Below are 25,027 nucleotides of genomic sequence, written 5' to 3' on the forward strand. Positions count from 1 at the left end.
CGGGATCGCCACGCACGAGCGTTCGGCCGATTGACCAAGATCCGGGACGCTGTTTGGATGGCCGGGTGCAGCCTCTCCTGACGCCGAAGCAGCAGGCCCTCGTCGACCGCGCCGCCAAGCTCGCGGACATTTTCGCCGAGCGCGCGGCGGTGCACGACCGGGACAACACCTTTCCGCACCAGAACTACGACGACCTGCGCGAAGCAGGCTTCCTCCGGCTCTCTGTCCCGGAAGAACTGGGCGGCTCCGGAGCCGGGCTGCCGGAAATCCTGCCGGTGCTGGAACGGCTGGCGATGGGCGACGGCGCGACCGCACTGGCGTTCACGATGCACCTGTCGCCGCTGGGCCAGTGGGCGAGCGTCTGGCGGCGCACGAAGGCGCCCCGGCTGGCGGAACTGCTGCGCAAAGCGGTGGACGGCGAACTGGTCTGGGCGTCGATCACCAGCGAAACAGGCCTGCGCAACGACATGACCGACGCGAAGACCCGCGCGGTCCGCGTCGAGGGCGGCTTCGAACTGTCCGGTCGCAAGAGCTTCGCGACCAACTCGGCGGTCGCCACGCACTGCTCGACCACCGCCCGCTACGAGGACGCCGACGGCGGCCCGCGGCTGCTGCTGTGCCAGATCGCGCTGGACGCGCCGGGCGTCACGATCCACCAGACGTGGAACACCATGGGCATGCGCGGCACCCAAAGCAACGACGTCGAACTGGACAAGGTATTCGTCGAGGACGCCGCGGTCGTGCACTCGCTGCCGGTGAAACACCTCGACTCGCGGGTGCTGGAAACCGTCTGGGCCTGGGCGATGCCCGCGTTCTCGGCGGTGTACACGGGAATCGCGGCCGGCGCGCTCGACTGGACCGTGCAGACGCTGATCCGGCGCGGCAAGGCCGAGGACCCGGTGCTGCAGGACGTGATCGGCGAATGCCAGATCCTGCTGGAAAGCTCCCGCGCGCTGATCTACCGCCAGGCCGACGAGGTGACGAGCCGCCGCCTGTTCACCGGGGACATCCAGGACGGTGTGGCCCGCAGCGCGGTGGTGAAGTACACGGCGGCGAACAACGCGGTCCAGGTGATGCAACGGCTGGTCGACGCGCTGGGCGGCATGTCCTACACGAAGGCGCTGCCGTTCGAGCGCATGTGGCGGGACGTGCAGGCGAGCACGTTCATGCCGATGGGCAACCTGGCGACCCGGAAACTGGTGGGGGCGAACGTGCTGGGCGTGCGGACGCTGCCGGAGATCGGTCCGGACGAGACCGGGCCGGATTCCCGCGCTCAGGGCTGAACGGGTGAACCCGGATGGAACCGGGTGAGTTTTCGCTGCTCAGGGGTTATCTTGAGCGCTTCCGAACGCTCGAAGACCGACGAGTAGTCCCGATAACCGAAGGTCTTCGTGGCCGGGGTGGCGGTCGCCGCCGTCGGAGGCGGCACGGTGGCCGGGATCGGCGGTTCCGCGAGTGTGGGGTCCGGGCCGGCCGCGACGGCGTTGCCCGGAAACCTTGCTGGCGACGTCGCGGATTCCCTGCCTGGCCGGAGCCTCAATACGCGCAAGGCCGAGGGCGAGAAGTTTAATCAGCGAGGACGAAACCTTCAGCCGCTTCACACTCAAACAGCTCAAGCAGGCGGCGTAACACGAGATCGACTACGTGCTGAACTCCACTGGCCGCAACCTCTTCGCTGTCGGTGACGGGCACGGCAACGCTGCGGTGATTTCCGTTGCCCGCGCGGGGTTTCCGAAGAAGAGCGAGGCCGAAGGCGGCGAGAAGGTCGAAGAGGTGCAGGGCAGCGGGGACATCAAACCCCTTGGTGCCGCCCTGCTCGGCCTCGACGGCGCGCACTTCTCCGGCCACCACTTTCAGTCCTGTGTGGACGGTCGGGCGACGGTGGTCGCGGAGACGGAAACCGTTGCCGGGCAACTCGATTCCGGTACCCTCGACGCCCTTGCCGACGTCTCGGTGTAGTTCCCGAAGCGGTGACTACTTCTTCTCCGAAACGACGGCAGTCTCGGAAGCAGCAGCCTCCGCCGCCTCCTGCTCCGCCAGATCAGCCGCCGCCTGCACTGCCGGACCGTGCAGCAACCGGGCCACTTCACCGCGCAGCGAAACGAATTCCGTCGATTCCCGCGTGGTGATCTGGTCCCGCTGAGCAGGCAGGTCCACCTTCAGATCCGCCACGATCCGCGCCGGCGACTTCGACAGCACCAGCACCCGGTCGCCCAGGTACACGCTCTCGTCGATGTCGTGCGTCACCAGCAAAACCGTCGTGCCCTGTTCGACCTGGACCCGGCGCAGCAGGTCTTCCAGCTCGAACCGCGTCTGCGCGTCCACCGACGCGAACGGCTCGTCCATCAGCAGCAGCGCCGGGCGGCTCGCCAGCGCGCGGGCGATCGACACCCGCTGCTGCATGCCGCCGGAAAGCTGCCACGGGTACTTGTGCACCGCGGCCGACAGGCCGACCGCCTCAAGCGCTTCGGCGGCCCGGGCACGCCGGGTCGCCTTGTCGAGTTTGCTCCAGCGCAGCGGGAATTCCACGTTCTTCGCGACCGACAGCCACGGGAACAGGGACCGGCTGTAGTCCTGGAACACCACGGCGAGATCGTCCGGCACCGAGGTGACGCGGTCGCCGTGCAGGCTCACCGTGCCCGCGGTCGGCGGGATCAGGCCGGCGATCGCGCGCAGCAGGGTGGACTTGCCGCAGCCGGACGGGCCGACGATGCACGCCAGCTGCCCGGTCTCCACCGTGAACGACAGTTCGTTGACCGCGACGTGCGCGGACTCGCCGCTGCCGTAGCGGTGGCTGAGGCCGGAGACCTCGAGCATGGTCGACATAACGGGAAACCTTCCTAGTTCCGGCCGGGCTGCCAGCCGAGCACCCGGCGTTCGATGCCGAGGAGCGCGGCGTTGAACGCGTACCCGAGGATGCCCAGCAGCACGATCCACGCCCACATCTGGTCGAAGTCGTACGAACGCTGGGCGGCGAGCAGCGCGTAGCCGATGCCGTTGAGCGCCCCCACCAGTTCGGAGATCGCCATCAGGATCAGCGCGATCGAAAGCGACACCCGAAGCCCGGCGAAGATCTTCGGCAGCGCCGAGGGCAGCACGACCAGCCCGATCCAGTACCGCTTCGGCGTCCGGAACGCGCGGGCCGTCTCGACCTTGACCTTGTCGACCGAGCGGACACCGTCCACTGTGTTCATCAGCACCGGCCACAGCGAACTGAAGATGATCGTCGCGGTCTGCATGCCAGGGCCGATGCCGAACAGGATGATGAACACCGGCACCAGCGCGGGCGGCGGAATGGCACGGAAGAACGCGAACAGCGGCCCCACGTAGTCCATCCCGGTGCGCGAGCGGCCGAGCGCGGTGCCGAGCGCGACGCCGATCACCACCGCCAGCAGCCAGCCGCCGAGCAGCCTGCCGAGACTTGGCAGGATGTGGTCGAACACCGGGTCGCCGAGGAACAGGTGCGAGACCGGGCCGGAGAACCACAGTTTCGCGGCCGCGGCGGCGATCTTCGACGGCGGCGGAAAGAACACGCTTTCGCTCAGCTGCGTCGCGATCTCCCACAGCACCACCAGAATCGCGAACAGCAGCCACTTGCGGGCGAACCCGCTGAGGCCGCGGCTCACCCGGCGCGTGACGGTGGAGGGCTTCTCGACCACACTCACGCGGCGGCTCCTTCGACAGCGCTGCTCCAGCGGAACAGCCGATTGCCCAGTCGTTCCAGGCCCTCGTTCACGAGGTAGCCGAGCAGCCCGGCGACCACCGTTCCGGCGAGCACCAGATCCATCCGGCCCGGCCCGGAACTGGCTTCGAGCACGAACTGCCCGATGCCGAGTTTCGCCCCGGCCAGGAATTCCGTGCTGATCACCAGGATCAGCGAAATCGCGGCGGACAACCGGATCCCGGTGAACACGAACGGCGCGGCGTGCGGCAGCGCGACCGAGGTCAGCACCCGCGAACGCGGAGTTCCGTACGTGCGCGCGGTTTCCAGCAGCAGCGGGTCGATCTCGGCCAGCGCGTAAATGGTGTTGAAGAGAATCGGCCACACCGCCGCGTACACAGCCAGCGTGATCTTCGCTTCCGGGCCGCCGCCGACGACGATCAGCACCAGCGGAATCAGTGCCACGGAAGGAATCGGCCGCAGGAATTCGACGATCGCCTTGGTCGCGTCGCGCAGCCAGCGGACGCTGCCGAGCAGCAGACCGGCCGGGACCGCGATGGCGATCGAGATGAGCAGTGCGATCAGCCACGCGAGCACCGAGGCGACCACGTCGCGGACGAATTCGACGTCGCCGAACAGTTCGCCGATCCGGGCGAACACCACGGTCGGCGGGGGAAGGTCGTTCTGGTCGATCAGACCGGCCCGCACGACGGCCTCCCAGATCAGGAGGAAGCCGAGCAGGCCGGTCAGGTTCCGGACGAGGCGCACGTCAGGACGCGTTCGCCTGCGGGACGATCATCGACTGGACGTCGATCTTGGACTGGATGGAACCGAACTGCTGCAGCAGGTCGGGCACCCGCTGGATGCGCCGGGCGTCCAAAGTGGACTGGAAGGTCAGCAGGTTCGTGATCTTCGCGGTCGCCTCGTCCACCTTCGAGAACTGGATCATCAGCGGCTCGATCTTGGAACGGTCGGCCGATTCCTTGGTGGCGCGCAGCATCGCGCGCTGGAAGGCCGCGACGGTCTTCGGGTTGGCGTCGGTGAACTTGCCGAGCGAGCCGTAGCCCGCGGTCGGGAAGTCCTTGGTGCCCCCGGACGCGGTGTCGATGACCTCGACCGTCCCGTTGACCTTCGCCGACTGCGTGATGAACGGCTCGGTCAGGAAGCCCGCGTCGATGTTGCCGCGCTTGACCGCGGGGCCGATGTCCGGGAACCGCAGGGAAACCCACTGCACGTCGTTGAAGCTCACGCCGTTGTCGCGCATGACCGACTTGGTCAGGGTGTCGCAAATCGTGTTGGTGGCGGTGATCCCGATCCGCTTGCCCGCCAGGTCGTGCACGTTCTTGATGTTGCTGTTCGGCATCGCCACGACCTCGGTGCTCTTCGGGCCCGCCGAGGAGGCGTCGGCGACGAGCTTGATGTCCGCGGCGCCCTTGCTCTTGGCGATGAAGAACGGCGTGTAGCTGGAGTAGGCGATGTCGACCTCGCCCGCCTGCAGCTTCTGCAGCGACGCGTCACCGCTGGCGGCGTCGACGGCCTCGACCTCGAGTCCCTCGTTCTTGAAGTAGCCGTTCTGGACCGCGAGGTGGAAAGGCACCACGTCGATCGTCGGCATGATCGAGACCTTGATCTTGGCCTTCTCGACCCCGGAGCCACCCTTCGAGCTGCCCGAATCGTCCGATCCGCCCAGCAGGCCGCATCCGCTGGCAGTCAAGGCCACGCCGCCCGCCATCGCGAGCGACAGGAACCCGCGCCTGCCGTAATCGCGCCGGCTGCTCACCGCTTCATCAAACAAGGTCGCTCCTAGCAAATGGGCCCGCGTCTGGCATGGACGCGGGGGGAAGGTGGCTCATTGTCCGGAGTCACGCGGCTACTGTAGAGAACCAGGACGATCACTCACAATGGGTGTTCATATACGATTCAGAAGTGGCACTCGTCACTCGATCAGGTGATCGAATCCGCTGGTATGCCGGGGTAAGTGAACGACCCGTGGATGCCCGATGGGCCTTGATCCGCTGCCTGGGTGCTCTCCGGGCAACTTCTGGAGGGTTACAAATGGGCCAGGCGTTCGCTACCCTCTGCTCCTGCAATGTGAGGTGTGGACCACCGATGTAGTGAGAGCCGGGACTTGGGAAAAGGCTCTCCGCGCACGCCGGCGACGAGCCGGTGCGGGGTGGCCTCGGCCGAACGGACTAAGAGATCGACCACGTGCGGGGACCGAACGTCATGCCAGACCTGAACCGATTCCGCGCCCGAGGCGACGGGCAGCCGCACCGCGAAGTCGATCTTTTCACTCGAAAGGGTGTAACAGTCCGGGACGCGGTCCAGACCACTCAGGTGGCGGATTACCTGCCGGGAGCGTGCGCGTAGTGGCCACGAGCACGGCAGGTTCGGAATCAACGGGCCCCTCGGGCCCGGACGGTGGTGCGGCGGTGCCGAACGAAGACACCGCGGGGGCAGGGGAGGCCTCCGCTCAGGAGAACGCGGGGACCGCGCAGCAGCGATCCTGGCTCGCGCTCGGCAACTGGCGATTGCGGTCCAAGCTCGCGCTCATTCTTCTCATCCCCACGATCACCGCGCTGGTGCTCGGTGTCCTGCGCGTGGTCGACGACGTGCAGTCGGCGGTCGACCTCAACCACACCGCCAACCAGGTCGCCTTCGCCGAGAAGGTCACCGCGGTGGTGCACGACCTGCAGCGCGAGCGCGCGCTGGCCGTGGTCCGGATCTCTTCCGGCGACCCGCTGCGCCAGACCGGCCTCGACGCGCAGATGGCGAAGGTCGACCGGGACGTCGACGACCTGCGCAACGCCGCGGTCAACCTCGACAATGACGACCAGGCGGCCAGCGACCGCTACGCGCACGGCCTCCAGCGTCTCGACGCGCTGCGCCCGCTGCGCGCGGCGATGACCACGTCGGCCTACTCCGACCGCGCGGTGCTCGACACCTATTCCTCGGTGCTCGACTCGCTGATCCAGCTCGGCCGCGAGGTCTCCACCGCGACCACCAACCGCGACCTGCTCCGCCTCGGCACGAGCACGCAGTCGATCAGCGAGGCGAAGGAGTACATCCTCCGCGGCGACTCCGCGCTGCAGATCGCCGCGTTCCGCGACGGTTTTCCGGGCAACCTGATCGACGAGACCCGGGCCGCCGAGGCCAGTGGCGACGCGTCGATCACCGCGTTCCTCGCCAACGCCACCGGCGACCAGGTCCAGCTCTACAACGACACCTACTCCGGCCCCGAGGTCGACGAGCGCCGGCGGTTGCAGACGCAGGCGTTCTCCTTCGCCCAGCAGAGCCAGCCGCTCAACCTCGACGGCGCCAAGCTCGGCCAGGACTCCACGGTCGCCGCCGACAAGCTGCGCGCGGTCGAGGTCAACCTGCTGACCCAGCTGCGTGCCCAGGCCGACGAACTGGCCAGCAACGCGGTGCGCTCGGCCTGGGTCGGCGGGGTCATCGTCCTCGCCGCGCTGATTGCCGCGCTGATGCTGATGCTCGTCATCGCCCGGCTGATGCTGCGCCCGCTGCGAGTGCTGCGGAAGACCGCGCTGGACGTCGCCTACACCCGGCTGCCGGAAACCGTGCAGGCCATCCTGGACGACCCGGACCCGGTCAACGCCTCGAAGAAGGCGGTCGACCCGGTTCCGGTCCTCACCCGCGACGAGATCGGCGAAGTGGCGCGCTCGTTCGACGTGGTGCACGAGCAGGCGGTCAAGATGGCCGCCGAACAGGCACTGCTGCGCGAGAACGTCAACGGCATCTTCGTGAACCTCTCCCGGCGGTCGCAGCGGCTGGTGGAACGCCAGCTCGGCGTCATCGACCGGCTCGAGGCCGACGAGCAGGACCCGGACCATCTCGCGAGCCTGTTCGAACTCGACCACCTGGCGACCCGGTTGCGCCGGAACGGCGAATCGCTGCTGGTGCTTTCGGGCGCGGGCCTCGCGAAGTCGGTGCCCAAGCCGGTGCCGGCGGCCGACGTGATCGGCGCGGCGGTGTCGGAGATCGAGCAGTACGCCCGCATCGAGATCGGCATCGTGCCCGAGGTCGCGGTGCAGGGCCTCGCGATCCACGACCTCGTGCACGTGCTCGCGGAACTGCTCGACAACGCGACCTACTTCTCCGAACCGGAAACCAAGATCACCGTCCGCGCGGTCATCACGCGCAAGAAGGCGCTGGCGATCCAGGTCACCGACCACGGCGTCGGGATGAGTGAGGAGCGCCTCGCCGAGGTCAACGAACGGCTCGCCGATCCGCCGGACCTGGACGTGTCGGTGACCCGGCGAATGGGTCTGTACGTGGTCGCCCGGCTGGCCCAGCGGCACGGCATCGAGGTGCGGCTGCGCGAGAACGAGGACATCGAAGGCGGCGTCATCGCCCGCGTCGTGGTCCCGGTCGAACTGCTCACCCAGGTCCGGACCGCATCCCCGGTGATGCGGAACACCCCGCCGCCGCCGAACCGCAACGAGGTCTCGCACCCGAGCCTCCCGCCGCTGAACCGCGATCCGGAACCGTCGAACCCGCTTCCGCTCGCGCCGCCGCCCGCGGCCGCCGAGCTGACCGAGGCGATGGGCTCGACCGGCTCCGGCGCAGCGTCCGAGAACGGCGGCCTGGTTCCGCTCGACCAGCCGATCAGCCTCGACGACCTCGTCGCGGGCAACCGCGCGGCCGGTCCGTTCCTCAGCCCGGCCACGCCCGCCTCGGAGGCCCCGGCGTGGCCGACCGCGGAGGACCTCGCGCCGCTCACTCGCGAGTCGTACGGCGAGGGCGCGAGCCTGGCGCAGACCGAATTCCCGCCGCTGGTGCTGCCGAAGCGGGAGCCGAAGTACGTCGCGCCGGAAGCGCCGAAGGAGCAGCCGCCCGCCGAGCCGGACGGTTCCGCCGCGCTTGAGGACGACGTGCCCACCCGGCGGCTGCCGATCTACCAGTCGGTGCTGTCGCGCTGGTTCAGCGAGGGCGAGGACGGCGAAGCCGGTACCGGAACGCCGCAGTCGGCCGCTCCGGAACCGGAGCCGGAAGCCGCCGCTGCTCCGGCCGCCGAGCCGGAGCAGCGGGACGAGACTCCGGTCGAGCCGGTGCGGCAGGCGAGCAAGCGGCTGGAGTCGACGCCGCTCTACCCCGGTTCCGACGAGCCGGAGGACGACAGCTGGCACAGCGTCTCCGACGAGGGCTGGCAGGCGGCGCAGTCGCTGCTCGAAGCCAAGAACGAGGAGGTCACGTCCGCCGGGTTGCCCAAGCGTGTGCCCAACGCGTACCTGGTCCCCGGCTCGATCGGCAACGCGCCGGAACCGGCGCAGGCGCAGAACTCGTTCACCGACGCGACCGCCGGAATGCCCGGAACGGGTGCGATGACCCGCTCGGCGACGGCTGCCCGCAGCCGGATGGCAAGCTTCCAGCGTGGGTACAAGTCCGGCAGGCACGCGCTGAAGGAGCGGCCGCCGGAAGCCCGGCTCGACGACGACGGGGTTCGCGTCACCGGGGCCGGGTATGTGAGCGACAGCAGTGAGGAGCGAGAGTGACACGGGCGGGAGTGCAGCCGGGAGGCGGCTCGGTGCAGCCGAACGGCAGGCAGGCCGGCGGCAGCGCGGCGAGCAGCTTCGCGTGGCTGATCACGGACTTCGTGCACCGGGTGCCCGGTGCGGCGCACGCGGTGGTCGTCTCGGCCGACGGTCTGCTGCTCGCGTCTTCGCGCGGGCTGCCGAAGGACCGGGCGGACCAGCTGGCGGCAGTCGCCTCGGGGCTGACCAGCCTCGCGCGCGGGGCGGCGAAGGTGTTCGAGGGCGGCCCGGTCGCGCAGACCGTGGTCGAGATGGCGAACGGATTTCTCTTCCTGATGTCGGTGTCCGACGGCTCGTGCCTCGCGGTGCTGGGCTCGCCGGAGAGCGACATCGGCTTGGTGGTGTACGAGATGACTCTGCTGGTCGAACGGGTCGGCCAGCAGCTGACACCGGAGATGCGGGCACAACTGCAGGGCGCTGCGGTCCGTCGCTAGGCGGACCTAGGACTACAGGAGTAAACCGTGGACGACGGGCGCTTGCGCGGCGACGGCCGGCTCGGTGACGAGCACACCGGGGGCTGGGGCGATCGGGATCAGAGCCGGGAGGACTGGAAGTCCTTCCGGGACCGGGTCGACCGCGAATGGCGTTCGAGGGACGTCCAAGCCGCGGATTCCGAGCCGGTGCGCGAACCGCCGAACTGGCTGACCGATTCCAACGCCGGGCAGCAGCCGGGCATCACCGCGGTGCCCGGGTACCGCGAGCGGCTGCTCGGCGGGCCCGGTTCGGAGCTGTTCGGCGGGGCGAGCGGACCGCTGTACGACTCGGCCGAGTTCGCCGCGTTCAGCGCCGAACGCGACGGGTCGCCGGGGCCGTCATCGAACGACCTGGCCGCGGCGCTGCCGATGCAGGCGGCAAGGGAATACGCGGACGAGCCCGCCGAGGTCGAGACCTCCGGGCTGGTCCGGCCTTACTTCCGCACCCGCGGGCGCACGAAACCGACCTACGACCTCGCGATCGAGGCGCTGGTGTCGACGAGCGAGCAGGGCCGGGTGCTTGACCGCGTCCGGGTGCCGGAGCACCGGTCGATCTGCGACTTGTGCCTCGACACCCGGTCGGTCGCCGAGGTGGCCGCGCTGCTGCGGCTGCCGCTCGGCGTGGTGCGGGTGCTGATTGGTGACGTGGCGGGCCTCGGCCTGGTGCTCGTGCACACGAGCAGCAGCACGAATTCGGGCGACCGCCCCAGTATCGAGTTCATGGAAAGGGTGCTCAGTGGGCTTCGGAGAATTTGACTCCGACGCGAACACACCGCATACGGGTCCGACCTCGTCGGCCAAGATCGTGGTCGCGGGTGGGTTCGGTTCGGGCAAGACGACGATGGTCGGGGCGATCTCCGAGATCGACCCGCTGACCACCGAGGCCATGATGACCGAGGCCAGCGTGGGCCACGACGACGTGTCGGCCACGCCGAACAAGTCGACCACCACGGTGGCCATGGACTTCGGCCGGATCTCGCTCGACTCCGACCTGGTGCTGTACGTGTTCGGCACGCCGGGCCAGCATCGGTTCTGGTTCATGTGGGACGACCTCGCCGTCGGCGCGATCGGCGCGGTCGTGCTGGTGGACACGCGCCGGCTCGCGGACGCGTTCCCGTCGATCGACTTCTTCGAGAACCGGAAGCTGCCCTACGTCGTGGCGATCAACTGCTTCGACCGGCTGCTGCACCACCAGATCGAGGACGTGCGGCACGCGCTCACCATCTCGCCGTCGGTGCCGATCATGGCGTGCGACGCGCGGGAGCGGGATTCGGCGAAGCAGGTGCTGATCTCGGTCGTGCAGCACGCGATCGCGCACGACACGGCTTTGCGGGCGGGCTAGTCCCGCTCGCGGTCCCCGCCGCCGTCTGCGAAGGAGGCGTCCGCCGACTCCGAGATTCCTGCTACACCCCGGCTCGGGTGCGGCCGTTGGAGTGAACTCCACGGGCTTCACCCGCTTCGGGGAGTGGTGCCTCCGAGCGGGGCAGGCTGAGTAGTCCTGCCCCCTCGCGGCCGAGGCCGGCCGCCCCTGATCGGGGCGTCGGACCGGCGGTGACCTGCACGGACATCCCGCTGCGCACGGTGGCCGCCGCCACCACCGAGTGACCCGCGAATGCGTGGTTGTGCATGCGTTCGCGCGACGTTACATCCGGCAGACACGTACCGTGCCCGGGCACACGCTCGACACGACCGGGTGCGTGAATACGCTGGAACGACGACTTCACCGCGGCCGGGCAAGGATGGCCCGAGGCGGCGAACGGGCGTCCGGCAGCGTTCGAGGAGCTTGGAGGGGCAGTGACCGATTCCGACCGGCCAGCGGACCAGGGCACGTTCAGCTGGCTGATCTCGGATTTCGTGCGCCGGGTCCCGGGTGCGGCGCACGCGGTGCTGGTGTCGGCGGACGGACTGATGCTCGCGCCTTCGGAGGGATTGCCGCAGGAACGCGCCGAGCAGCTCTCGGCGGTGGCGTCCGGGCTGATCAGCCTGACCCAGGGCGCGGCGCGGTGCTTCGAGGCGGGCGGCGTGAACCAGACCGTGGTCGAGATGGAACGCGGGTATTTGTTCCTGATGTCGGTCTCGGACGGGTCCTGTCTGGCCGTGCTCGCCGCGCCGACGTGTGACATCGGGACCGTCGCGTACGAAATGACCCTGCTGGTCGAGCGGGTCGGCGAGCAGATCACGCCGGAGCTGCGCGCGCAGCTGCAGGGCGGCGGGGTGCTGGGGTAGCCGATGAAGATCTCGGGTTTCGGAGACCAGGACACGGGTGCCTGGGACGCCCTCCACAAAGGCACGGAACGGGAGTCCTACGACTCGCCGAGCCGGTACGAGCTGAGTTCGCTGAGCCTGCGGTTGCCGCATCGGCAGCCTCGGGCCACGCCTCCACCGCCGCCGTCTGCGCGGCATGCGCAGCCGCCTGCGCGGCGTCCGGTGCCCGCGCCCGCGCCGCGTCCGGTGCGGCAGACGGTCGCCCCGCGTCCGGTGGCCCCGCCGCCCGCTCCCGCTCCGGTTCCGGAGGAGAGCTGGGATGAGGGCTACGAATGGGTCGAGGACGGCGAATCCGGTTACTGGGAAGAGCCTCAGCAGCACCACCGCTGGGAAGAACCCCCGCCTGGCCGTCCCGCGGTGCACGACCCGTATTCCTTCGACGAGTACGCCGGTTCGCCCGGCCCGGACGATCGCGTGGTCCCGGAAGGCTCGGCGTACCAGCGCCAGCACGTCGAGCAGGCCACCCGCAGCCGGCACGCGCTGGCCGAAGAGCCCCCGGTGGACGACCGGTACGCCGACCCCGGACCGCCCTCCGGAGTGTCCGAACTGGACCGGTTCTGGTCCGAGGAGGAGGCTGCGCAGCCCGAGCCGCCGGTACAGCCGACGAAGTCGCGTGTGCGGCCGTACGCACGGACCCGCGGGCGGACCCACTCGGACCACAACCTCGCGCTGGAGGCCCTGGTCTCCACCAGTGACGAGGGCCGCCGCTACCGCGGGGTCCGCTCGATCGAGCACCGGCGGATCTGCGATCTGTGCCTGGACACCCGGTCGGTCGCGGAGATCGCCGCGCACCTGCACCTGCCGCTCGGCGTGGTGAAGGTCTTGGTGGGGGACATGGCGGACATCGGACTGGTCATGCTGCACCAGACCGATCTGGTGCTGGGCGACCGTTCGTCGAGGGAGTTCATGGAGCGGGTGCTGCAGGGTCTTCGCAACCTCTGACCGCTGGAAACGACGTACTGCCTCCGCTCCGCCGAACCGGTTTTGCCGCTACCGCCAGCCTCGACTTCCCGTCCGGCTCGGTTCGCCCGATCGGAAGTGCCCCACTGCCACGTCGGGGCGGCCTCAGTCCTCGACCAGCGCAGCGGAAGTGATGCGGTGCAACGGATACCGCTCATGGTTCGCGCCTTCCAGTACTCCGCCGCCGACCCGCAGCGGGCGCACCACGCGCTGGCTCGCCGTACCGCGGGAGTCGACGAAGCCGATCCACACCTCGCGTTGTTCGAGCGTCGCGCGGGACAGCAGGTCGAGTGTCGCCGTCGTGTCCGCACCGCCGCCACCCGGCGCGCGCACTGCCGAACCCCGGCGGCGGGCCGAAGCTTGGTCTCCCGCGCGGAGGTTCGACACGATCCGCGTCGCCTGTTCGTCGGTCAGCACGGCCTGTTCGCCTGGCCGGGCGCGAGCCGTGCGGGCGCGGGCGGGGAGCCGTCGTCCGGTGGGGCGCAGGTCGACCACCCGGCCGTCTGGACCTTCCGCCGCGGGAGCGAAACCCGCGCCGCGCAAAGCTTCCAGTACTTCGGCCAACGGTGCGGAGCTGATCAGCACCGTCGGCGCGATCAGTCGCAGGTCGTACTCCGCGGCCACCGGATTCGCGAGGACTTCGGCGAGCAGAGCTTCGTCGTCGCAGCGCAGGAACGATCCCGCGGTACCGCCGCGAAGCCGTCCGTGGCGGCGGGCGACGTCGTCGATCAGGTACGTGAGGCCTTGCGGCACCGGGGTCGCCGACTTGGCGCGGAACATCGCGTGCAGTTCGTCCGCGGTTCGTCCGGTGTCCAGCGCGCGCCGCACCGAGGGCTCGGTGACCCGGTAAACCGTTGCGTGGCCAGCGGATTCGACGTCCGCGACCGCGGCCATGTTCGCCGCCAGTTCCGGCTCCAGCGGGCCCGGCGCGACAACCGTCAGGTCGGCTTGCACCAGCACGTGGTCGACCGGTGCGGGGAGCGCGTCGTGCATTGCCTCGACCGCACCGGGGCGGTCGTCCTCCAGGAGCAGCCGCGTGGCGGTGGTGAGGGCGCCGAGGCCGACGAGGCCCAGCGCGGTCGCCTCGGCCATCGTCCAGCGGACGGTTTCGTCGCGCAGCCGACCACCTCGCCGAGGCGCGCGCCAAGCCAGCACGGCCACCAGCTCGTCGACACTTTTCACGCCTGCGCCCGGATTCAGCTCAGCCAGCGCGGAAAGCACGCGGTGCCGCGAAACCGGCGCGAGCGGTCGTCGCAACTCTTCGGACAGCGGCGCGATCGGCTTGTCCTTCGCGTCGCGACCACCGGCGAGACCAGGCAGCCGCGGAAGTTCCAGCCACGCCTGCGCGAGCGTCATCCACCGCTGCACCGAAGGCGACGCGAGCCAGCTGTCGGTGAGCATGGTCGGCACGTACTCGGGTGCGGTGTTTTCGCTGTCCGCAACGAGTCCCGCGCCGACGACCAGCTCCGCGAGCAGCGTCGCACGGGTCTCGTCGACTTCGAGATCTTTCGCGATCTTCTTCAGTTCGCGGACGCCGAGTCCGCCCGCCTTGAGCACCGGCGGCGGCGAATCCGACCACATCCGCAGCAGGGATTCCGTCTGCCGCAACAACTCCATCGCCTCGCCGGCTGCGGTTTCGTCCACCGTGTCCGTGCGATGCGGATGGACGGGCAGCTGCGGCTCGACCAGCGTGTCCGGTTCGAACGCGTGCCCGCCGCGCAGCAGGAGGCCGAGCTCCCGGGGTAGCTCGACGGTCTGGTCGTCGCGGCGCAGCAGCAGACCGCGCGCGAGGAGCTTCTGCACCGGTGTGGCCGCGTCGGACAGCCCGACGTCGAAGCTCGCGTCGCGGGTGCGGCCGATCGGCGGCCCGGCGGCCAGCGCGGTGAGCACGGCTCGCTCGTCGTCGCCGACCTCCGCGAGCCGCGCGCCGATGTCGGTGGCGGCCAATGCGGGAGACGGCGCGCCGAGCCCGGCTGGGAACGGACCGAGCGCGTCGCGGGCCGCGGGCGGTACCCGCAACTCGTCGTCGGTGCCCCAGACGAGCGCCCGAGCGCGCAGCCGGGCGAGCGGTTCGCTCACCTCACGGCCGACCAGCGCCGTCACCGCGGACACCGGCTTCGGCTCGACGTCCGCACCGGCGACCAGCAGCGCGTCGATCACCGCGAGGGTGAACGTATCGAGGTCTTCGCAGGCGCGGGCGACCGATCCCGGCGTGCCCGCACGGGTGGCGAGCACAGTGGTGTCGGACGGAGGAGGGGTGGACAAATCGCGACGCGTGCGCAGCAATTCGGCGAGTGCGTCGTCGGACTCCGCACGCAGCCAGTCCGCCAGAGAGGTCGCGGGCATAGACACCCAGGATACCGGGCGGGTGCGCGCGCACGAGACGTGTTCGGGCAGACTGTGGTCGAGTTTGCCGGACGAGGGCCTCGGAGGAAGCAGTGGCGAAGGGCGACAAGCAGAGCAAGGGCATCGATCCGACGTGGCCGGGCGAACCGGGCGAGCACCCGGTCACCGAGCTGTCCTCGGACCGGCAGGGAGCGCTTTCGCCGTTCGGTGACCTGGCTTTCCCGCTTGAGCAGGTGCCGTACGTGCACCCGGAGACCGAGATCAACCGCTGACCTGCGGACCGGGTTCGGGAGCGCCGCCGAAGCGGTGCCCCCGAACCTGAAGTTACCGGTCAGTCACCCGGTTGGGGTGGGGTGGCGCGGGTCACCGGACTAGATTCGAGCCGTCCGAACCCACACCACCTGCGGGGAGTACGTGTCATGCCGGTTCCCGGTCCCGGGTATTCGATCACCGTCCGGGTCGAGGCCCCGGCCTCGTCCACGGCCGCGGGTGATCTCACCACCGCGGTCGGCCGCGTCGGCGGCGTGCTGACGGCGTTCGACGTCGTCGAGTCGCACGCGGACACGATCGTGATCGACATCAGCGCCAACGCGCTCTCGGAAAACCACGCGCAGGACATCACCGCGGCGCTCGATTCGCTGCCGGGCGTGCGCGTGCGCAAGGTCTCGGACCGGACGTTCCTGATCCACCTCGGCGGCAAGATCGAGGTCAGCCCCAAGGTCGCGCTCCGCAACCGTGACGACCTTTCCCGCGCGTACACGCCGGGCGTCGCGCGGGTGTGCCAGGCGATCGCCGCGAACCCCGAGGACGCGCGCCGGCTGACCATCAAGCGCAACACCGTCGCGGTGCTCACCGACGGCTCCGCCGTGCTCGGCCTCGGCAACATCGGCCCGGCGGCCGCGCTGCCGGTGATGGAGGGCAAGGCGGCGCTGTTCAAGAAGTTCGCCGACGTCGACGCGTGGCCGGTCTGCCTGGACACCCAGGACACCGAAGAGATCATCATGATCGCGAAGGCGCTCGCGCCGGTGTACGCGGGCATCAACCTTGAGGACATCGCCGCGCCGCGCTGCTTCGAGATCGAGAAGCGGCTGCGCGAGCAGCTGGACATCCCGGTCTTCCACGACGACCAGCACGGCACCGCGATCGTCGTGGTCGCCGCGCTGCGCAACGCCTTGCGCGTGGTCGGGAAGAGCATCGAGGACTGCAAGATCGTGGTCAGCGGCGTCGGCGCGGCCGGGTCCGCGATCATCCGCCTGCTGCTGCGCAAGAACCCGGGCGACATCGTGGCCGCCGACATCGACGGCATCGTCTACCCCGACCGCGGCAACCTCGACGACAACCTGACCTGGATCGCCGAGCACACGAACAAGGGCGGCGAGTCCGGCACCCTGCACGACGCGCTGGTCGGCGCGGACGTCTTCATCGGCGTCTCGGCCCCGAACCTCTTCGGCGCGGAGCAGGTCGCCACGATGAACGACGACGCCGTCGTCTTCGCGCTGGCCAACCCGGACCCGGAGATCGACCCGCTGGAGGCGCAGAAGCACGCCGCGGTCGTCGCCACCGGCCGCAGCGACTTCCCGAACCAGATCAACAACGTCCTGGCCTTCCCCGGCGTCTTCCGCGGCCTGCTCGACGCCGCCGCGCACAACATCGACGACAACATGCTGCTGGCCGCCTCCGACGCGATCGCCGACGTGGTGGACAACGGCAAGCTCAACGCGTCGTTCATCGTGCCGAGCGTCTTCGACAGCGCGGTGGCCCCGGCGGTCGCCGAAGCAGTGCGCAACGCGGTCCGCGCCGAACGCGGGCAATAGCCTCGCTCTGTCCGGGAAGGGCTCCTTGCGGGAATCAGATTCCTTCAAGGAGCCCTTCACGGACTTCGGGCGAAGTTGCGCAGTAGCCTCGCGGGCGTGAGTGAACTCAGCCACGTCGACGAGTCCGGGGCCGCCCGGATGGTCGACGTCTCCGGCAAGACCGCGTCCGCGCGCACCGCGCTGGCCGGCGGGACCGTCCACACCACGGCGGAGGTCGTCGGCCTGCTTTCGGCCAACGGCCTGCCCAAGGGTGACGCGCTGGCGACCGCGCGGATCGCCGGGATCATGGGTGCCAAGCGGGTGCCCGAGCTGATCCCGCTGTGCCATCAGATCGCGCTGTCCGGGGTCAAGGTGGAGTTCGAACTGGCCGGGACCGCCGTGCACATCAGCGCGACGGCCAAGACCAAGGACGTCACCGGGGTCGAGATGGAGGCGCTCACCGCCGTCGCGGTCGCCGGGCTGACCCTGCACGACATGATCAAAGCTGTCGACCCGGCCGCGACGCTCGACAACGTGCGGCTGCTCCGCAAGGACGGCGGCAAGACCGGGACCTGGGAGCGGCCATGAGCAAGACCGCGCGCGTCATCGTCGCGTCGAATCGCGCCGCGCGAGGCGTCTACGAGGACAAGACCGGCCCAGTGCTCGTCGCCTGGCTGGCCGAGCGCGGCTACGACGTGCCGCCGCCGGTCGTCGTCGAGGACGGCGACCCGGTGGGCGTCGCGCTGCGGGCCGCGGTGTCCGACGGCGTCCAGGTGATCCTCACGACCGGCGGCACCGGCATCTCGCCGACCGACCGGACCCCGGACGTCACCCGTGCGGTGCTGGATTACGAGCTGCCTGGCGTCGCGGACGCGATCCGCGCGGCCGGACTGCCGAAGGTGCCCACGGCGGTGCTCTCGCGCGGCGTGGCCGGAGTCGCGGGCCGGACCCTCGTGGTGAACCTTCCGGGGTCGAGCGGCGGCGTGAAGGACGGTCTGCGGGTGCTGGAGGACATTCTCGCGCACGCGGTGGACCAGCTGGCTGGCGGAGACCACCCGCGCGAGGCGACGCCGTCGGGTCCCGCGGTCCGGATTCTGCGGACGGACGTGAGCGACCAGCCGCTGTCGGTCGAGGAACACGCGCGACTGGTGGAGGACGCCGCGGCGGGCGCCGTGGTCACGTTCTCCGGCGTGGTCCGCGACCACGACGGCGGCAAGGGTGTGCGCGATCTGGCCTACGAAGGCCACCCGACAGCCCGAGACGTGCTCGCCGAGGTGGTCAACGACCTGGCGGTGCGCTGGAAGGGCGTGCGGGCGGTGGCGGTGAGCCATCGCGTCGGCGCGCTGACGATCGGCGACGTCGCGCTCGCCTGCGCGGTCGCCGCCGAGCACCGCGGCCAGGCGTTCACCGCGTGCGCGGAGCTGGTGGACGAGGTGAAGGCGCGGCTTCCGGTGTGGAAGCACCAGCACTTCACCGACGGAACTGACGAGTGGGTCAACTCTCCCTGAACTGCTCACGAGCCCGGACACGACGAAGGGCCCCACCGCCAGGGGATTTGACGCGGTGGGGCCCTTCGGGCGTTCTGTCACAGCAGCTGCTGCGCCGGAACCAGCCTCACGAGGAGGCCAGGGTTCACTTGGTGGCGAGCTTCTGGCCGACCACGATGAAGTTCGCGTTCGACACGTACTGCTTGTTCAGGTCCTGCAGCTTCTGGAAGCCGCCCTGGACGCCGTGCTCCTTGGCGATCTTCGAGAGCGTGTCGCCAGCCTTGACGGTGTAGTCACCGTTCGGGTTGGAGTTCGCCACCAGCGCGGCCACCGGCTGGGTGACCTTCTGCTTCTTCGGGGCGACGCTCTTCGGGGTCGCCTTCTTGGTGGCGGTGCTCTTCTTCGGGGTCGCCTTGTGCGAGGAGGCCGAGCTGCCGGCCTTCTTGCTGCACACGGGCCACGCGCCGGGGCCCTGGCCCTGCATGACGCGCTCGGCGACGGCGATCTGCTGGTCACGCGACGCGCCCTGCGGGCTGCCGGTGCCGCCGTAGGCCTTCCAGGTGCTCTGGGTGAACTGGAGACCACCGTAGTAGCCGTTTCCGGTGTTGGTGTTCCAGTTGCCGCCGCTCTCGCACTGCGCGATGGCGTCCCAGTTGGTCGCCGACGCGGGGGTCGCGGCGATCGCGAGGGGGGCGCCGACCGCGATACCCGCGACTGCGACACGGGCAATGGTGCGGGTGGCGGCGGACATCTTGCGGTGCTTGCCTCGGTAAGACATCTGAAAACTTCTCGATTCCTGCGCCTACGAGCTTAATGCTGCGGGTCGGGTTGGGAGCCCGTCCGCCCGTTGCCGGGCGGCTGACGCGGACGTCGCACGACGCGCCGTCTTCGTCCCCTCGTCTCTGTCCGGAAATGCTTTCGCTCGGGGTATGGGTCCGGGGATCCGTTGGACAGAGCTGGGCGCTACGGATTCCCGGTGTTGCTTGGTCGGTCGGGGCCAACCGAAAAGCGACGGTACGTAATTCCGAGCGTGATCGGAAATCATTCGAGCTGTGACCTACGTCACAGTAACGGCACGCAACCTCCCTCGATCCACCTGTTTGAGCAGGTCAGAGCGCCGTTATCTGGCCGTTTTCTTGCCGAGATATTTCACGGATCGTGAGGCTTGGGTCACGTCGATAACGCGTCAAGGGTCCATTCGTAGCAGATAAGGCCGGGCACCCTAAACCACTCGTCAACCGGCGGCCACTGCCCGCCGAGTGGTTCTTTGAGTTGCCCAAATACGCCGTGAGCGAAACACTTCGGAGCGTAGGGATAAAGAGCAATGACCGCTCAGCGCGCCAGTGCCGCCATTCGCCGTGGTCCGGACCAATCGGCCGGAAGTCGCAGCTCCGGCCGCTCACGCGGCGCTCAGCCGGGTGAACGGGGGCTTTCCCGGGAGCTCATCCGCCGGCGAACGGCGGGAGGACGTCCAGGTGGGATCCGTCACCGAGCGCGCGGCCACGATCGCGGACCGCCACCTCGTTGACCAGGAAGCTCGCCGCGTCGAGCACGCGGGAAAGTTGCCCGGGGTGCAGCTCGCGCAGCGCCTGGACGGCGTCGGTCACCGTCGCGCCGGCCGCCAGCTCCACCTTCTCCTCCTCGGTGCCCGCCGCGGCCCGCGCCGAGGCGAAGTACCGGACGACGACCGTCACCGGGGAAGCGGACAAAGAAGGAGAGGTCATGGGCTCAACCGCCGATCGCGCTCATCGGCCGGATCGGCTGCGCGAAGCCGGCCTCGTTGATCTCGTGGCCCGCGAGTTTGCGCCACATCGTGTCGCGCCACGCGTCCGCCACCTCCTCATCGCGCGCGCCCGCGCGCACGAGGGAACGCAGGTCCGTCTCGTCATTCGAGAACAGGCAGGAGCGGACGGCGCCGTCGGCGGTCAGCCGGGTGCGCTCGCAGGCGGAGCAGAACGGCCTGGTCACCGACGCGATCACGCCCACGTCGCCCGGTCCGCCGTCGACCAGCCAGCGCTCGGCGGGCGCGCCGCCGCGCGGGGCCGGGAACGGAGACAGGGTGAAGGACTCGCCGAGCATCGCGAGGATCTCCTCGGCGGTGATCATGTCGCGGCGGTTCCAGCCGTGCTGCGCGTCCAGCGGCATCTGCTCGATGAACCGCAGGTGGTAGCCCTCTTCGAGGCAGAACCGCAGCAGCGGAACCGCCTCGTGCTCGTTGTATCCGCGCATCAGCACGGAGTTGATCTTCACCGGCGACAGCCCGGCGTCGCGGGCGGCGGCGAGGCCGGCCAGCACGTGCGGCAGCCGGTCGCGGCGGGTCAGCTCGGCGAAGCGCTCGCGGTCGATGGTGTCCAGCGACACGTTGATCCGGTCGAGCCCGGCCGCGACGAGGCCGGGGGCGCGTTTGGCCAGCCCGATCCCGTTGGTGGTCATGGACACCCGGGGGCGGGGTTCGAGCGCGGTGACCCGCTCGACGATGTGCTCCAGGCCCGGGCGCAGCAGCGGTTCGCCGCCGGTCAGCCGGATGTCGGTGACGCCGAGCAGTTCGACCGCGATCCGCATGAGCCGGATCAGCTCGTCGTCGGAGAGCACCTGCTCGCTCGGCATCCAGTCGAGGCCCTCGGCCGGCATGCAGTACGTGCAGCGCAGATTGCACCGATCGGTGAGGGAGACCCGCAGGTCGGTCGCGACGCGGCCGAAGGAATCGACAAGACCGGGGTGCTCGGGCCGGGGCGTGCCGGAGGGGCCTCGGTTGCCGGGGACGCGAGGAAACCCGAGATCTACTGCCGTCATTACTCTCAGGATAGCTTGCGCTGCCGGAAAAGGCAGTCCTGCGAAAACCCGGCGAACCACCCTCGGTTCCGATATGGAGGCACTCGGTGAGCACCGCTGAGACCAACGGTGAGCTGACTCACTTCGCGGCGCTGGCGGCTCAGCTGCGGACGCACCTCGTCCTCCGGCACGCCCGCGACGCCGCCCTCGAAGGGCTCTCGGCGACCGAACTGCAGGCTCTCGAACTCGCCGGGCAGGCCGCGGATTCCCTTACCCCAGGCCGAATCGGCCAGCTCACCGGCCTGTCGACGGGTGCGGTGACCGGTGTGCTCGACCGGCTGGAGAAGTCCGGTCTGGTGCTCCGCGAACGCGACCGGACCGACCGCCGGAAGGTGCTCGTGACGATCACCGGCACCGGCCGGGAACGCCTCGACGCGATCTCCGCGCGGGTCGCGCGGCGCCTCGCCGAGGTGCTCGCCGAGTTCACTTCCGCAGAACGGAAAGTTCTCGGTCGTTATCAGTTCGCAATGCTCGAAGCGTTACGCGAAAATGCGCATCCCGCATAGCTTTTCCGCATCTGCGGGGATAATGTTCCGGCCATGCCGCAATTTCGGTTGTCCGAGGCCGCTCGGCTGCTCGGCGTAAGCGACGACACCGTCCGCCGGTGGGTCCGCGCGGGTCAGTTGACCGCGACGGACGACGCCGCCGGCCGCAAGGTCGTCGACGGCGCTCAGCTCGCCGGGTTCGCTCGGGCGCAAGCCCATGAGCCGGACGACCCGTCGGCGGTCGGCCGCTCCGCCCGCAACCGCTTCGTCGGGCTTGTCACCGAGGTCGTCGCCGACAAGGTGATGGCTCAGGTCGAGTTGCAGTGCGGGGCGCACCGAGTGGTGTCACTGATGAGCACCGAGGCGGTCCGCGAACTCGGGCTGCGCCCGGGCGTGCTCGCGGTCGCCGTCGTCAAGGCGACCACCGTCGTGGTGGAAACTCCGGAAGGATCCAGATGAAGAAGCTCGCCCTCGTCGGTACCGCGGCGCTCGCGCTGTTCGCCAGTGCCTGTAGTTCCGGCGACCAGCCCAGCTCGAATCCGGGTGCGGGTTCCGCGTCCGCTCCCGCCCCGGCGGGCGGCGCGAGCGGCACGCTGACCGTGTTCGCCGCGGCCTCGCTCACCGAGTCGTTCAACGTGCTTGGCAAGCAGTTCGAGGCCGCGCACCCGGGCGTCAAGGTCACCTTCGACTACGAGGGTTCCTCCGCGCTCGTGCAGAAGCTGGACAACGGGGCCAAGGCCGACGTGTTCGCCTCGGCCGACCAGAAGAACATGGACAAGGCCGTGCAGGACGGCGTGATCGACGGCCAGCCGACCGTCTTCGCCACCAACAAGCTCGCGATCGCCGTGGCCAAGGGGAACCCGAAGGGCATCAAGACCTTCGCCGACCTGACCAAGCCCGGTCTGAACGTGGTCGTGTGCGCGCAGCAGGTGCCGTGCGGTTCGGCCACGCAGAAGGTCGAGCAGACCACCAAGACCTCGCTCAAGCCGGTGAGCGAGGAGACGAACGTCAAGCAGGTGCTGGCCAAGGTCCAGTCGGGCGACGCTGACGCCGGGCTGGTGTACGTCACCGACGCGACGTCGGCGGCGGGCAAAGTGGACAAGGTCGACTTCCCGGAGTCTTCGGGCGCGGTGAACCAGTACCCGATCGCGGTTGTCAAGAACGCTCCGCAGGCGGCGCTGGCGAAGGAGTTCACCGACTTCATCCTTGGCGCGCAGGGCAAGGCCGAGCTGAGCAAGATCGGGTTTGGCCCGGGCAAGTAGGGCGCGTTCGGGTGCGGCGGCCGAGACTCGGCCGCCGCACGCCCGCGTGCCCCTGATCCTCTGGTTCCCCGCCGTCGCCGCGCTCGCGCTCGTGGTGCTGCCGGTCGTCGGTCTGCTCGTGCGGTCCGATCTGACCCGGCTGCCGTCGCTGCTGATCACGTCCTCGTCGCTGAACGCGCTGCGGCTGTCGCTGGTGACCGCCGCACTGTCCACAGTGGCCTGTGTGGTGCTCGGCGTTCCGCTGGCGATCGTGCTGGCCCGCTCCCGGGTGCCGGGCGTGCGGATGCTGCGTTCGATCGTGCTGCTTCCGCTCGTGCTGCCGCCGGTGGTCGGCGGCCTGGCCCTGCTGTACCTGCTGGGCCGCAAGGGTTTCCTCGGCATCTTGATCAACTGGCTGACCGGCGAGCAGGTGCCGTTCACGACGGCCGCGGTGGTCATCGCGCAGACGTTCGTGGCGATGCCGTTCCTCGTCGTCAGCCTGGAAGGCGCACTGCGCGGCTCCGGCGACCGCTACGAACAGGTCGCTTCGACGCTCGGTGCACGCCCGTGGACGGTGTTCCGCCGGGTGACGCTGCCGCTGCTGCTGCCCGCGCTGGGCTCCGGCGTGGTGCTGAGCTTCGCTCGCGCGCTGGGGGAGTTCGGCGCGACCATCACGTTCGCGGGCAGCCTGGAAGGTGTGACCCGGACGCTGCCGCTTGAGGTCTACACGCAGGCCGAAGTGGACATCGACAGCGCGGTCGCGCTCGCGTTGCTGCTCATCGTGGTCGCGGTCCTGGTCATCGCGGTCGCGCGGCCGCGGTCGTGGGAAGGCGGGCTGCGGTGACCCTGTCGGCGAAGCTGGCGCTGACCCGCGGCGAGTTCTCGCTCGACGTCGAGTTCACCGTGCCCGGCGGCACCGTGCTCGCGCTGCTCGGGCCCAACGGCTCCGGGAAGTCCACTGTCCTCGGCAGCCTCGCCGGTCTGTTACCGGTGACCTCGGCCGACGTCACGCTCGCCGACCGGCGGCTGGCCGGGAACGGGGTCGACCTGCCGCCGCACGACCGGCGGATCGGCCTGCTGTCGCAGGACGCATTGCTGTTCCCGCATCTGTCCGCAAGGGACAATGTCGCGTTCTCGCCGCGCTCGACCGGTACCGGCCGGACGGAAGCGCGGACGATCGCCTCGCGGTGGCTGGCCGAAGTGGACGCGGCGGAGTTCGCGAACCGACGGCCGAGCCAGCTGTCCGGCGGGCAGCAGCAGCGGGTGGCGATCGCGCGAGCGCTGGCTTCCGCACCGGACCTGCTGTTGCTGGACGAACCGTTCGCCGCGCTCGACGTGGACTCGGCCCCGGCGATCCGCGGTTTGCTGCGCCGAGTGTTGCGCGACGGCCCGACGACGGTGCTGGTGACCCATGACCCGCTGGACGCGTTGGCTCTTGCCGACCACGTGGCGGTGATGAACGGCGGCCGGATCGTCGAACGCGGCCCGACGCGGGAGGTGCTGGCCGCGCCGCGGACGCCGTTCACCGCGCGGATCGCCGGGTTGAACCTGGTGTCCGGAGTGGCGGTGGACGACGGATTGCGCACCCTGTCCGGTGATGTGGTGAGGGGTTTGCTGACGCCGGACACCGTGGTGGGCGAGGCGGCGGTCGCGGTGTTCGCACCGAACGCGGTCGCGGTTTACCCGCACGACGGCGAGCACCAGGGCAGCCCGCGCAACACGACCGACGCCGTCGTCGCGGCCCTGGAACCGCATGGGCCGGTGATCCGCGTCCGGACCGAGGGCAGCGGCTGGGCACACGGCCTGACCGCCGACCTGACCCCGGCAGCCGTCGCGGAACTCGCTCTGGAGCCTGGGTCGGCGGTGGCGCTGTCGGTGAAGGCCGCGACCGTGGCGGTGCACCCGGCCGCAGCCTCCTGACCCTCGTCTTCC

The 25,027-nt window shown here is 69.7% G+C and carries 25 protein-coding genes; 17 read left to right on the forward strand and 8 right to left on the reverse strand.

Annotated elements, in window-relative coordinates; translation table 11 throughout:
* Window positions 1-65 precede the first annotated feature (65 nt).
* Window positions 66-1,283, forward strand: coding sequence for an acyl-CoA dehydrogenase family protein (locus BM362_RS08650; protein WP_208865116.1), 1,218 nt, complete (start codon window positions 66-68; stop codon window positions 1,281-1,283).
* A gap of 361 nt (window positions 1,284-1,644) precedes the next feature.
* The gene (locus BM362_RS08655) at window positions 1,645-1,959 is read left to right on the forward strand and encodes a hypothetical protein (RefSeq protein WP_093572653.1); all 315 of its coding nucleotides are present in this window, start codon (window positions 1,645-1,647) and stop codon (window positions 1,957-1,959) included.
* Between the two features lie 15 nt (window positions 1,960-1,974).
* On the opposite strand, the gene BM362_RS08660 is transcribed toward BM362_RS08655, so the two are convergent.
* Genes BM362_RS08660 through BM362_RS08675 form a run of 4 tightly spaced genes read right to left on the reverse strand, consistent with a single transcriptional unit; the run spans window position 1,975 to window position 5,393 of the window.
* Window positions 1,975-2,826 (reverse strand): ABC transporter ATP-binding protein, encoded by an 852-nt coding sequence (locus tag BM362_RS08660; protein WP_067594805.1) that lies wholly within the window; start codon window positions 2,824-2,826, stop codon window positions 1,975-1,977.
* Window positions 2,827-2,840: 14 nt separating this feature from the next.
* The gene (locus tag BM362_RS08665) at window positions 2,841-3,665 is read right to left on the reverse strand and encodes an ABC transporter permease (RefSeq protein WP_067594802.1); all 825 of its coding nucleotides are present in this window, start codon (window positions 3,663-3,665) and stop codon (window positions 2,841-2,843) included.
* Window positions 3,662-4,429 carry an ABC transporter permease gene (locus tag BM362_RS08670; protein ID WP_067594799.1) on the reverse strand — a complete coding sequence of 256 codons (768 nt, stop codon included), beginning with the start codon at window positions 4,427-4,429 and terminating at the stop codon, window positions 3,662-3,664. Before BM362_RS08670 ends, BM362_RS08665 begins: the two co-directional genes overlap by 4 nt.
* A gap of 1 nt (window position 4,430) precedes the next feature.
* Window positions 4,431-5,393, reverse strand: coding sequence for an ABC transporter substrate-binding protein (locus BM362_RS08675; RefSeq protein WP_067594829.1), 963 nt, complete (start codon window positions 5,391-5,393; stop codon window positions 4,431-4,433).
* 700 nt (window positions 5,394-6,093) lie between these two features.
* On the opposite strand from BM362_RS08675, the gene BM362_RS08680 reads away from it, so the two are divergent.
* The 6 genes from BM362_RS08680 to BM362_RS08705 all read left to right on the forward strand — a co-directional run bounded on the left by BM362_RS08680 (window position 6,094) and on the right by BM362_RS08705 (window position 12,893).
* Entirely contained in the window at window positions 6,094-9,174 is a 3,081-nt protein-coding gene (locus BM362_RS08680) for a sensor histidine kinase (RefSeq protein WP_208865117.1), read from the forward strand.
* Window positions 9,171-9,647, forward strand: coding sequence for a roadblock/LC7 domain-containing protein (locus tag BM362_RS08685; protein ID WP_369871052.1), 477 nt, complete (start codon window positions 9,171-9,173; stop codon window positions 9,645-9,647). The genes BM362_RS08680 and BM362_RS08685 overlap by 4 nt, the downstream gene beginning before the upstream one ends.
* A 27-nt stretch (window positions 9,648-9,674) precedes the next feature.
* The gene (locus BM362_RS08690) at window positions 9,675-10,442 is read left to right on the forward strand and encodes a DUF742 domain-containing protein (RefSeq protein WP_067594792.1); all 768 of its coding nucleotides are present in this window, start codon (window positions 9,675-9,677) and stop codon (window positions 10,440-10,442) included.
* A complete protein-coding gene (locus BM362_RS08695; RefSeq protein WP_067594789.1) occupies window positions 10,423-11,028 on the forward strand; it encodes a GTP-binding protein in 606 nt (201 codons plus the stop codon). Before BM362_RS08690 ends, BM362_RS08695 begins: the two co-directional genes overlap by 20 nt.
* A gap of 452 nt (window positions 11,029-11,480) precedes the next feature.
* The gene (locus BM362_RS08700) at window positions 11,481-11,912 is read left to right on the forward strand and encodes a roadblock/LC7 domain-containing protein (protein ID WP_009083953.1); all 432 of its coding nucleotides are present in this window, start codon (window positions 11,481-11,483) and stop codon (window positions 11,910-11,912) included.
* Between the two features lie 3 nt (window positions 11,913-11,915).
* Complete coding sequence (locus tag BM362_RS08705; RefSeq protein WP_067594785.1) at window positions 11,916-12,893, forward strand: DUF742 domain-containing protein; 978 nt, start codon at window positions 11,916-11,918, stop codon at window positions 12,891-12,893.
* A 123-nt stretch (window positions 12,894-13,016) separates the two neighbouring features.
* Here the strand turns inward: BM362_RS08705 and BM362_RS08710 are convergent, their stop codons facing one another.
* Window positions 13,017-15,257, reverse strand: a complete 2,241-nt coding sequence (locus BM362_RS08710) for a helicase-associated domain-containing protein (protein WP_093572656.1) — start codon at window positions 15,255-15,257, stop codon at window positions 13,017-13,019.
* A 92-nt stretch (window positions 15,258-15,349) separates the two neighbouring features.
* On the opposite strand from BM362_RS08710, the gene BM362_RS08715 reads away from it, so the two are divergent.
* The 4 genes from BM362_RS08715 to BM362_RS08730 all read left to right on the forward strand — a co-directional run bounded on the left by BM362_RS08715 (window position 15,350) and on the right by BM362_RS08730 (window position 18,558).
* Window positions 15,350-15,529 carry a hypothetical protein gene (locus BM362_RS08715; RefSeq protein WP_037807827.1) on the forward strand — a complete coding sequence of 60 codons (180 nt, stop codon included), beginning with the start codon at window positions 15,350-15,352 and terminating at the stop codon, window positions 15,527-15,529.
* Window positions 15,530-15,676: 147 nt separating this feature from the next.
* Entirely contained in the window at window positions 15,677-17,071 is a 1,395-nt protein-coding gene (locus BM362_RS08720; protein ID WP_067594779.1) for an NAD-dependent malic enzyme, read from the forward strand.
* A 96-nt stretch (window positions 17,072-17,167) separates the two neighbouring features.
* Window positions 17,168-17,638, forward strand: a complete 471-nt coding sequence (gene moaC / locus BM362_RS08725; RefSeq protein WP_093572657.1) for a cyclic pyranopterin monophosphate synthase MoaC — start codon at window positions 17,168-17,170, stop codon at window positions 17,636-17,638.
* Window positions 17,635-18,558, forward strand: a complete 924-nt coding sequence (locus BM362_RS08730) for a molybdenum cofactor biosynthesis protein MoaE (RefSeq protein ID WP_093572658.1) — start codon at window positions 17,635-17,637, stop codon at window positions 18,556-18,558. Before moaC ends, BM362_RS08730 begins: the two co-directional genes overlap by 4 nt.
* A gap of 124 nt (window positions 18,559-18,682) precedes the next feature.
* On the opposite strand, the gene BM362_RS08735 is transcribed toward BM362_RS08730, so the two are convergent.
* From BM362_RS08735 to moaA, 3 genes are all read right to left on the reverse strand, one after another.
* Window positions 18,683-19,315, reverse strand: coding sequence for a LysM peptidoglycan-binding domain-containing protein (locus BM362_RS08735; RefSeq protein WP_067594773.1), 633 nt, complete (start codon window positions 19,313-19,315; stop codon window positions 18,683-18,685).
* A 664-nt stretch (window positions 19,316-19,979) separates the two neighbouring features.
* Window positions 19,980-20,261: a MoaD/ThiS family protein gene (locus BM362_RS08740; RefSeq protein ID WP_067594770.1), complete on the reverse strand. Its 282-nt coding sequence runs from the start codon at window positions 20,259-20,261 to the stop codon at window positions 19,980-19,982.
* Between the two features lie 4 nt (window positions 20,262-20,265).
* The gene (moaA, locus tag BM362_RS08745; protein WP_067594767.1) at window positions 20,266-21,330 is read right to left on the reverse strand and encodes a GTP 3',8-cyclase MoaA; all 1,065 of its coding nucleotides are present in this window, start codon (window positions 21,328-21,330) and stop codon (window positions 20,266-20,268) included.
* An 86-nt stretch (window positions 21,331-21,416) separates the two neighbouring features.
* Between moaA and BM362_RS08750 the strand changes: the two genes are divergently transcribed.
* Genes BM362_RS08750 through BM362_RS08770 form a run of 5 tightly spaced genes read left to right on the forward strand, consistent with a single transcriptional unit; the run spans window position 21,417 to window position 25,015 of the window.
* Window positions 21,417-21,875 (forward strand): MarR family transcriptional regulator, encoded by a 459-nt coding sequence (locus BM362_RS08750; RefSeq protein WP_067594764.1) that lies wholly within the window; start codon window positions 21,417-21,419, stop codon window positions 21,873-21,875.
* Between the two features lie 33 nt (window positions 21,876-21,908).
* Window positions 21,909-22,313 (forward strand): TOBE domain-containing protein, encoded by a 405-nt coding sequence (locus BM362_RS08755; RefSeq protein WP_067594761.1) that lies wholly within the window; start codon window positions 21,909-21,911, stop codon window positions 22,311-22,313.
* Window positions 22,310-23,116, forward strand: a complete 807-nt coding sequence (modA, locus tag BM362_RS08760) for a molybdate ABC transporter substrate-binding protein (RefSeq protein WP_067594758.1) — start codon at window positions 22,310-22,312, stop codon at window positions 23,114-23,116. The genes BM362_RS08755 and modA overlap by 4 nt, the downstream gene beginning before the upstream one ends.
* Window positions 23,117-23,171: 55 nt before the next feature.
* Window positions 23,172-23,939 (forward strand): ABC transporter permease, encoded by a 768-nt coding sequence (locus tag BM362_RS08765; RefSeq protein WP_067594823.1) that lies wholly within the window; start codon window positions 23,172-23,174, stop codon window positions 23,937-23,939.
* Window positions 23,936-25,015: a sulfate/molybdate ABC transporter ATP-binding protein gene (locus BM362_RS08770; RefSeq protein WP_067594755.1), complete on the forward strand. Its 1,080-nt coding sequence runs from the start codon at window positions 23,936-23,938 to the stop codon at window positions 25,013-25,015. Before BM362_RS08765 ends, BM362_RS08770 begins: the two co-directional genes overlap by 4 nt.
* Window positions 25,016-25,027 lie beyond the last annotated feature (12 nt).

It is taken from the genome of Amycolatopsis rubida, assembly GCF_900115345.1.
Classification (GTDB): domain Bacteria; phylum Actinomycetota; class Actinomycetes; order Mycobacteriales; family Pseudonocardiaceae; genus Amycolatopsis; species Amycolatopsis rubida.

Excerpts from the sequence above, each read along its gene's own strand:
- BM362_RS08660 (WP_067594805.1), bottom strand. The coding sequence starts at position 2,826 with ATGTCGACCATGCTCGAGGTCTCCGGCCTCAGCCACCGCTACGGCAGC.
- moaA (WP_067594767.1), bottom strand. The coding sequence starts at position 21,330 with ATGACGGCAGTAGATCTCGGGTTTCCTCGCGTCCCCGGCAACCGAGGC.
- BM362_RS08720 (WP_067594779.1), top strand. The coding sequence starts at position 15,677 with ATGCCGGTTCCCGGTCCCGGGTATTCGATCACCGTCCGGGTCGAGGCC.
- BM362_RS08730 (WP_093572658.1), top strand. The coding sequence starts at position 17,635 with ATGAGCAAGACCGCGCGCGTCATCGTCGCGTCGAATCGCGCCGCGCGA.
- BM362_RS08675 (WP_067594829.1), bottom strand. The coding sequence starts at position 5,393 with ATGGCGGGCGGCGTGGCCTTGACTGCCAGCGGATGCGGCCTGCTGGGC.
- BM362_RS08705 (WP_067594785.1), top strand. The coding sequence starts at position 11,916 with ATGAAGATCTCGGGTTTCGGAGACCAGGACACGGGTGCCTGGGACGCC.
- BM362_RS08735 (WP_067594773.1), bottom strand. The coding sequence starts at position 19,315 with ATGTCTTACCGAGGCAAGCACCGCAAGATGTCCGCCGCCACCCGCACC.
- modA (WP_067594758.1), top strand. The coding sequence starts at position 22,310 with ATGAAGAAGCTCGCCCTCGTCGGTACCGCGGCGCTCGCGCTGTTCGCC.
- BM362_RS08740 (WP_067594770.1), bottom strand. The coding sequence starts at position 20,261 with ATGACCTCTCCTTCTTTGTCCGCTTCCCCGGTGACGGTCGTCGTCCGG.
- BM362_RS08710 (WP_093572656.1), bottom strand. The coding sequence starts at position 15,257 with ATGCCCGCGACCTCTCTGGCGGACTGGCTGCGTGCGGAGTCCGACGAC.
- BM362_RS08755 (WP_067594761.1), top strand. The coding sequence starts at position 21,909 with ATGCCGCAATTTCGGTTGTCCGAGGCCGCTCGGCTGCTCGGCGTAAGC.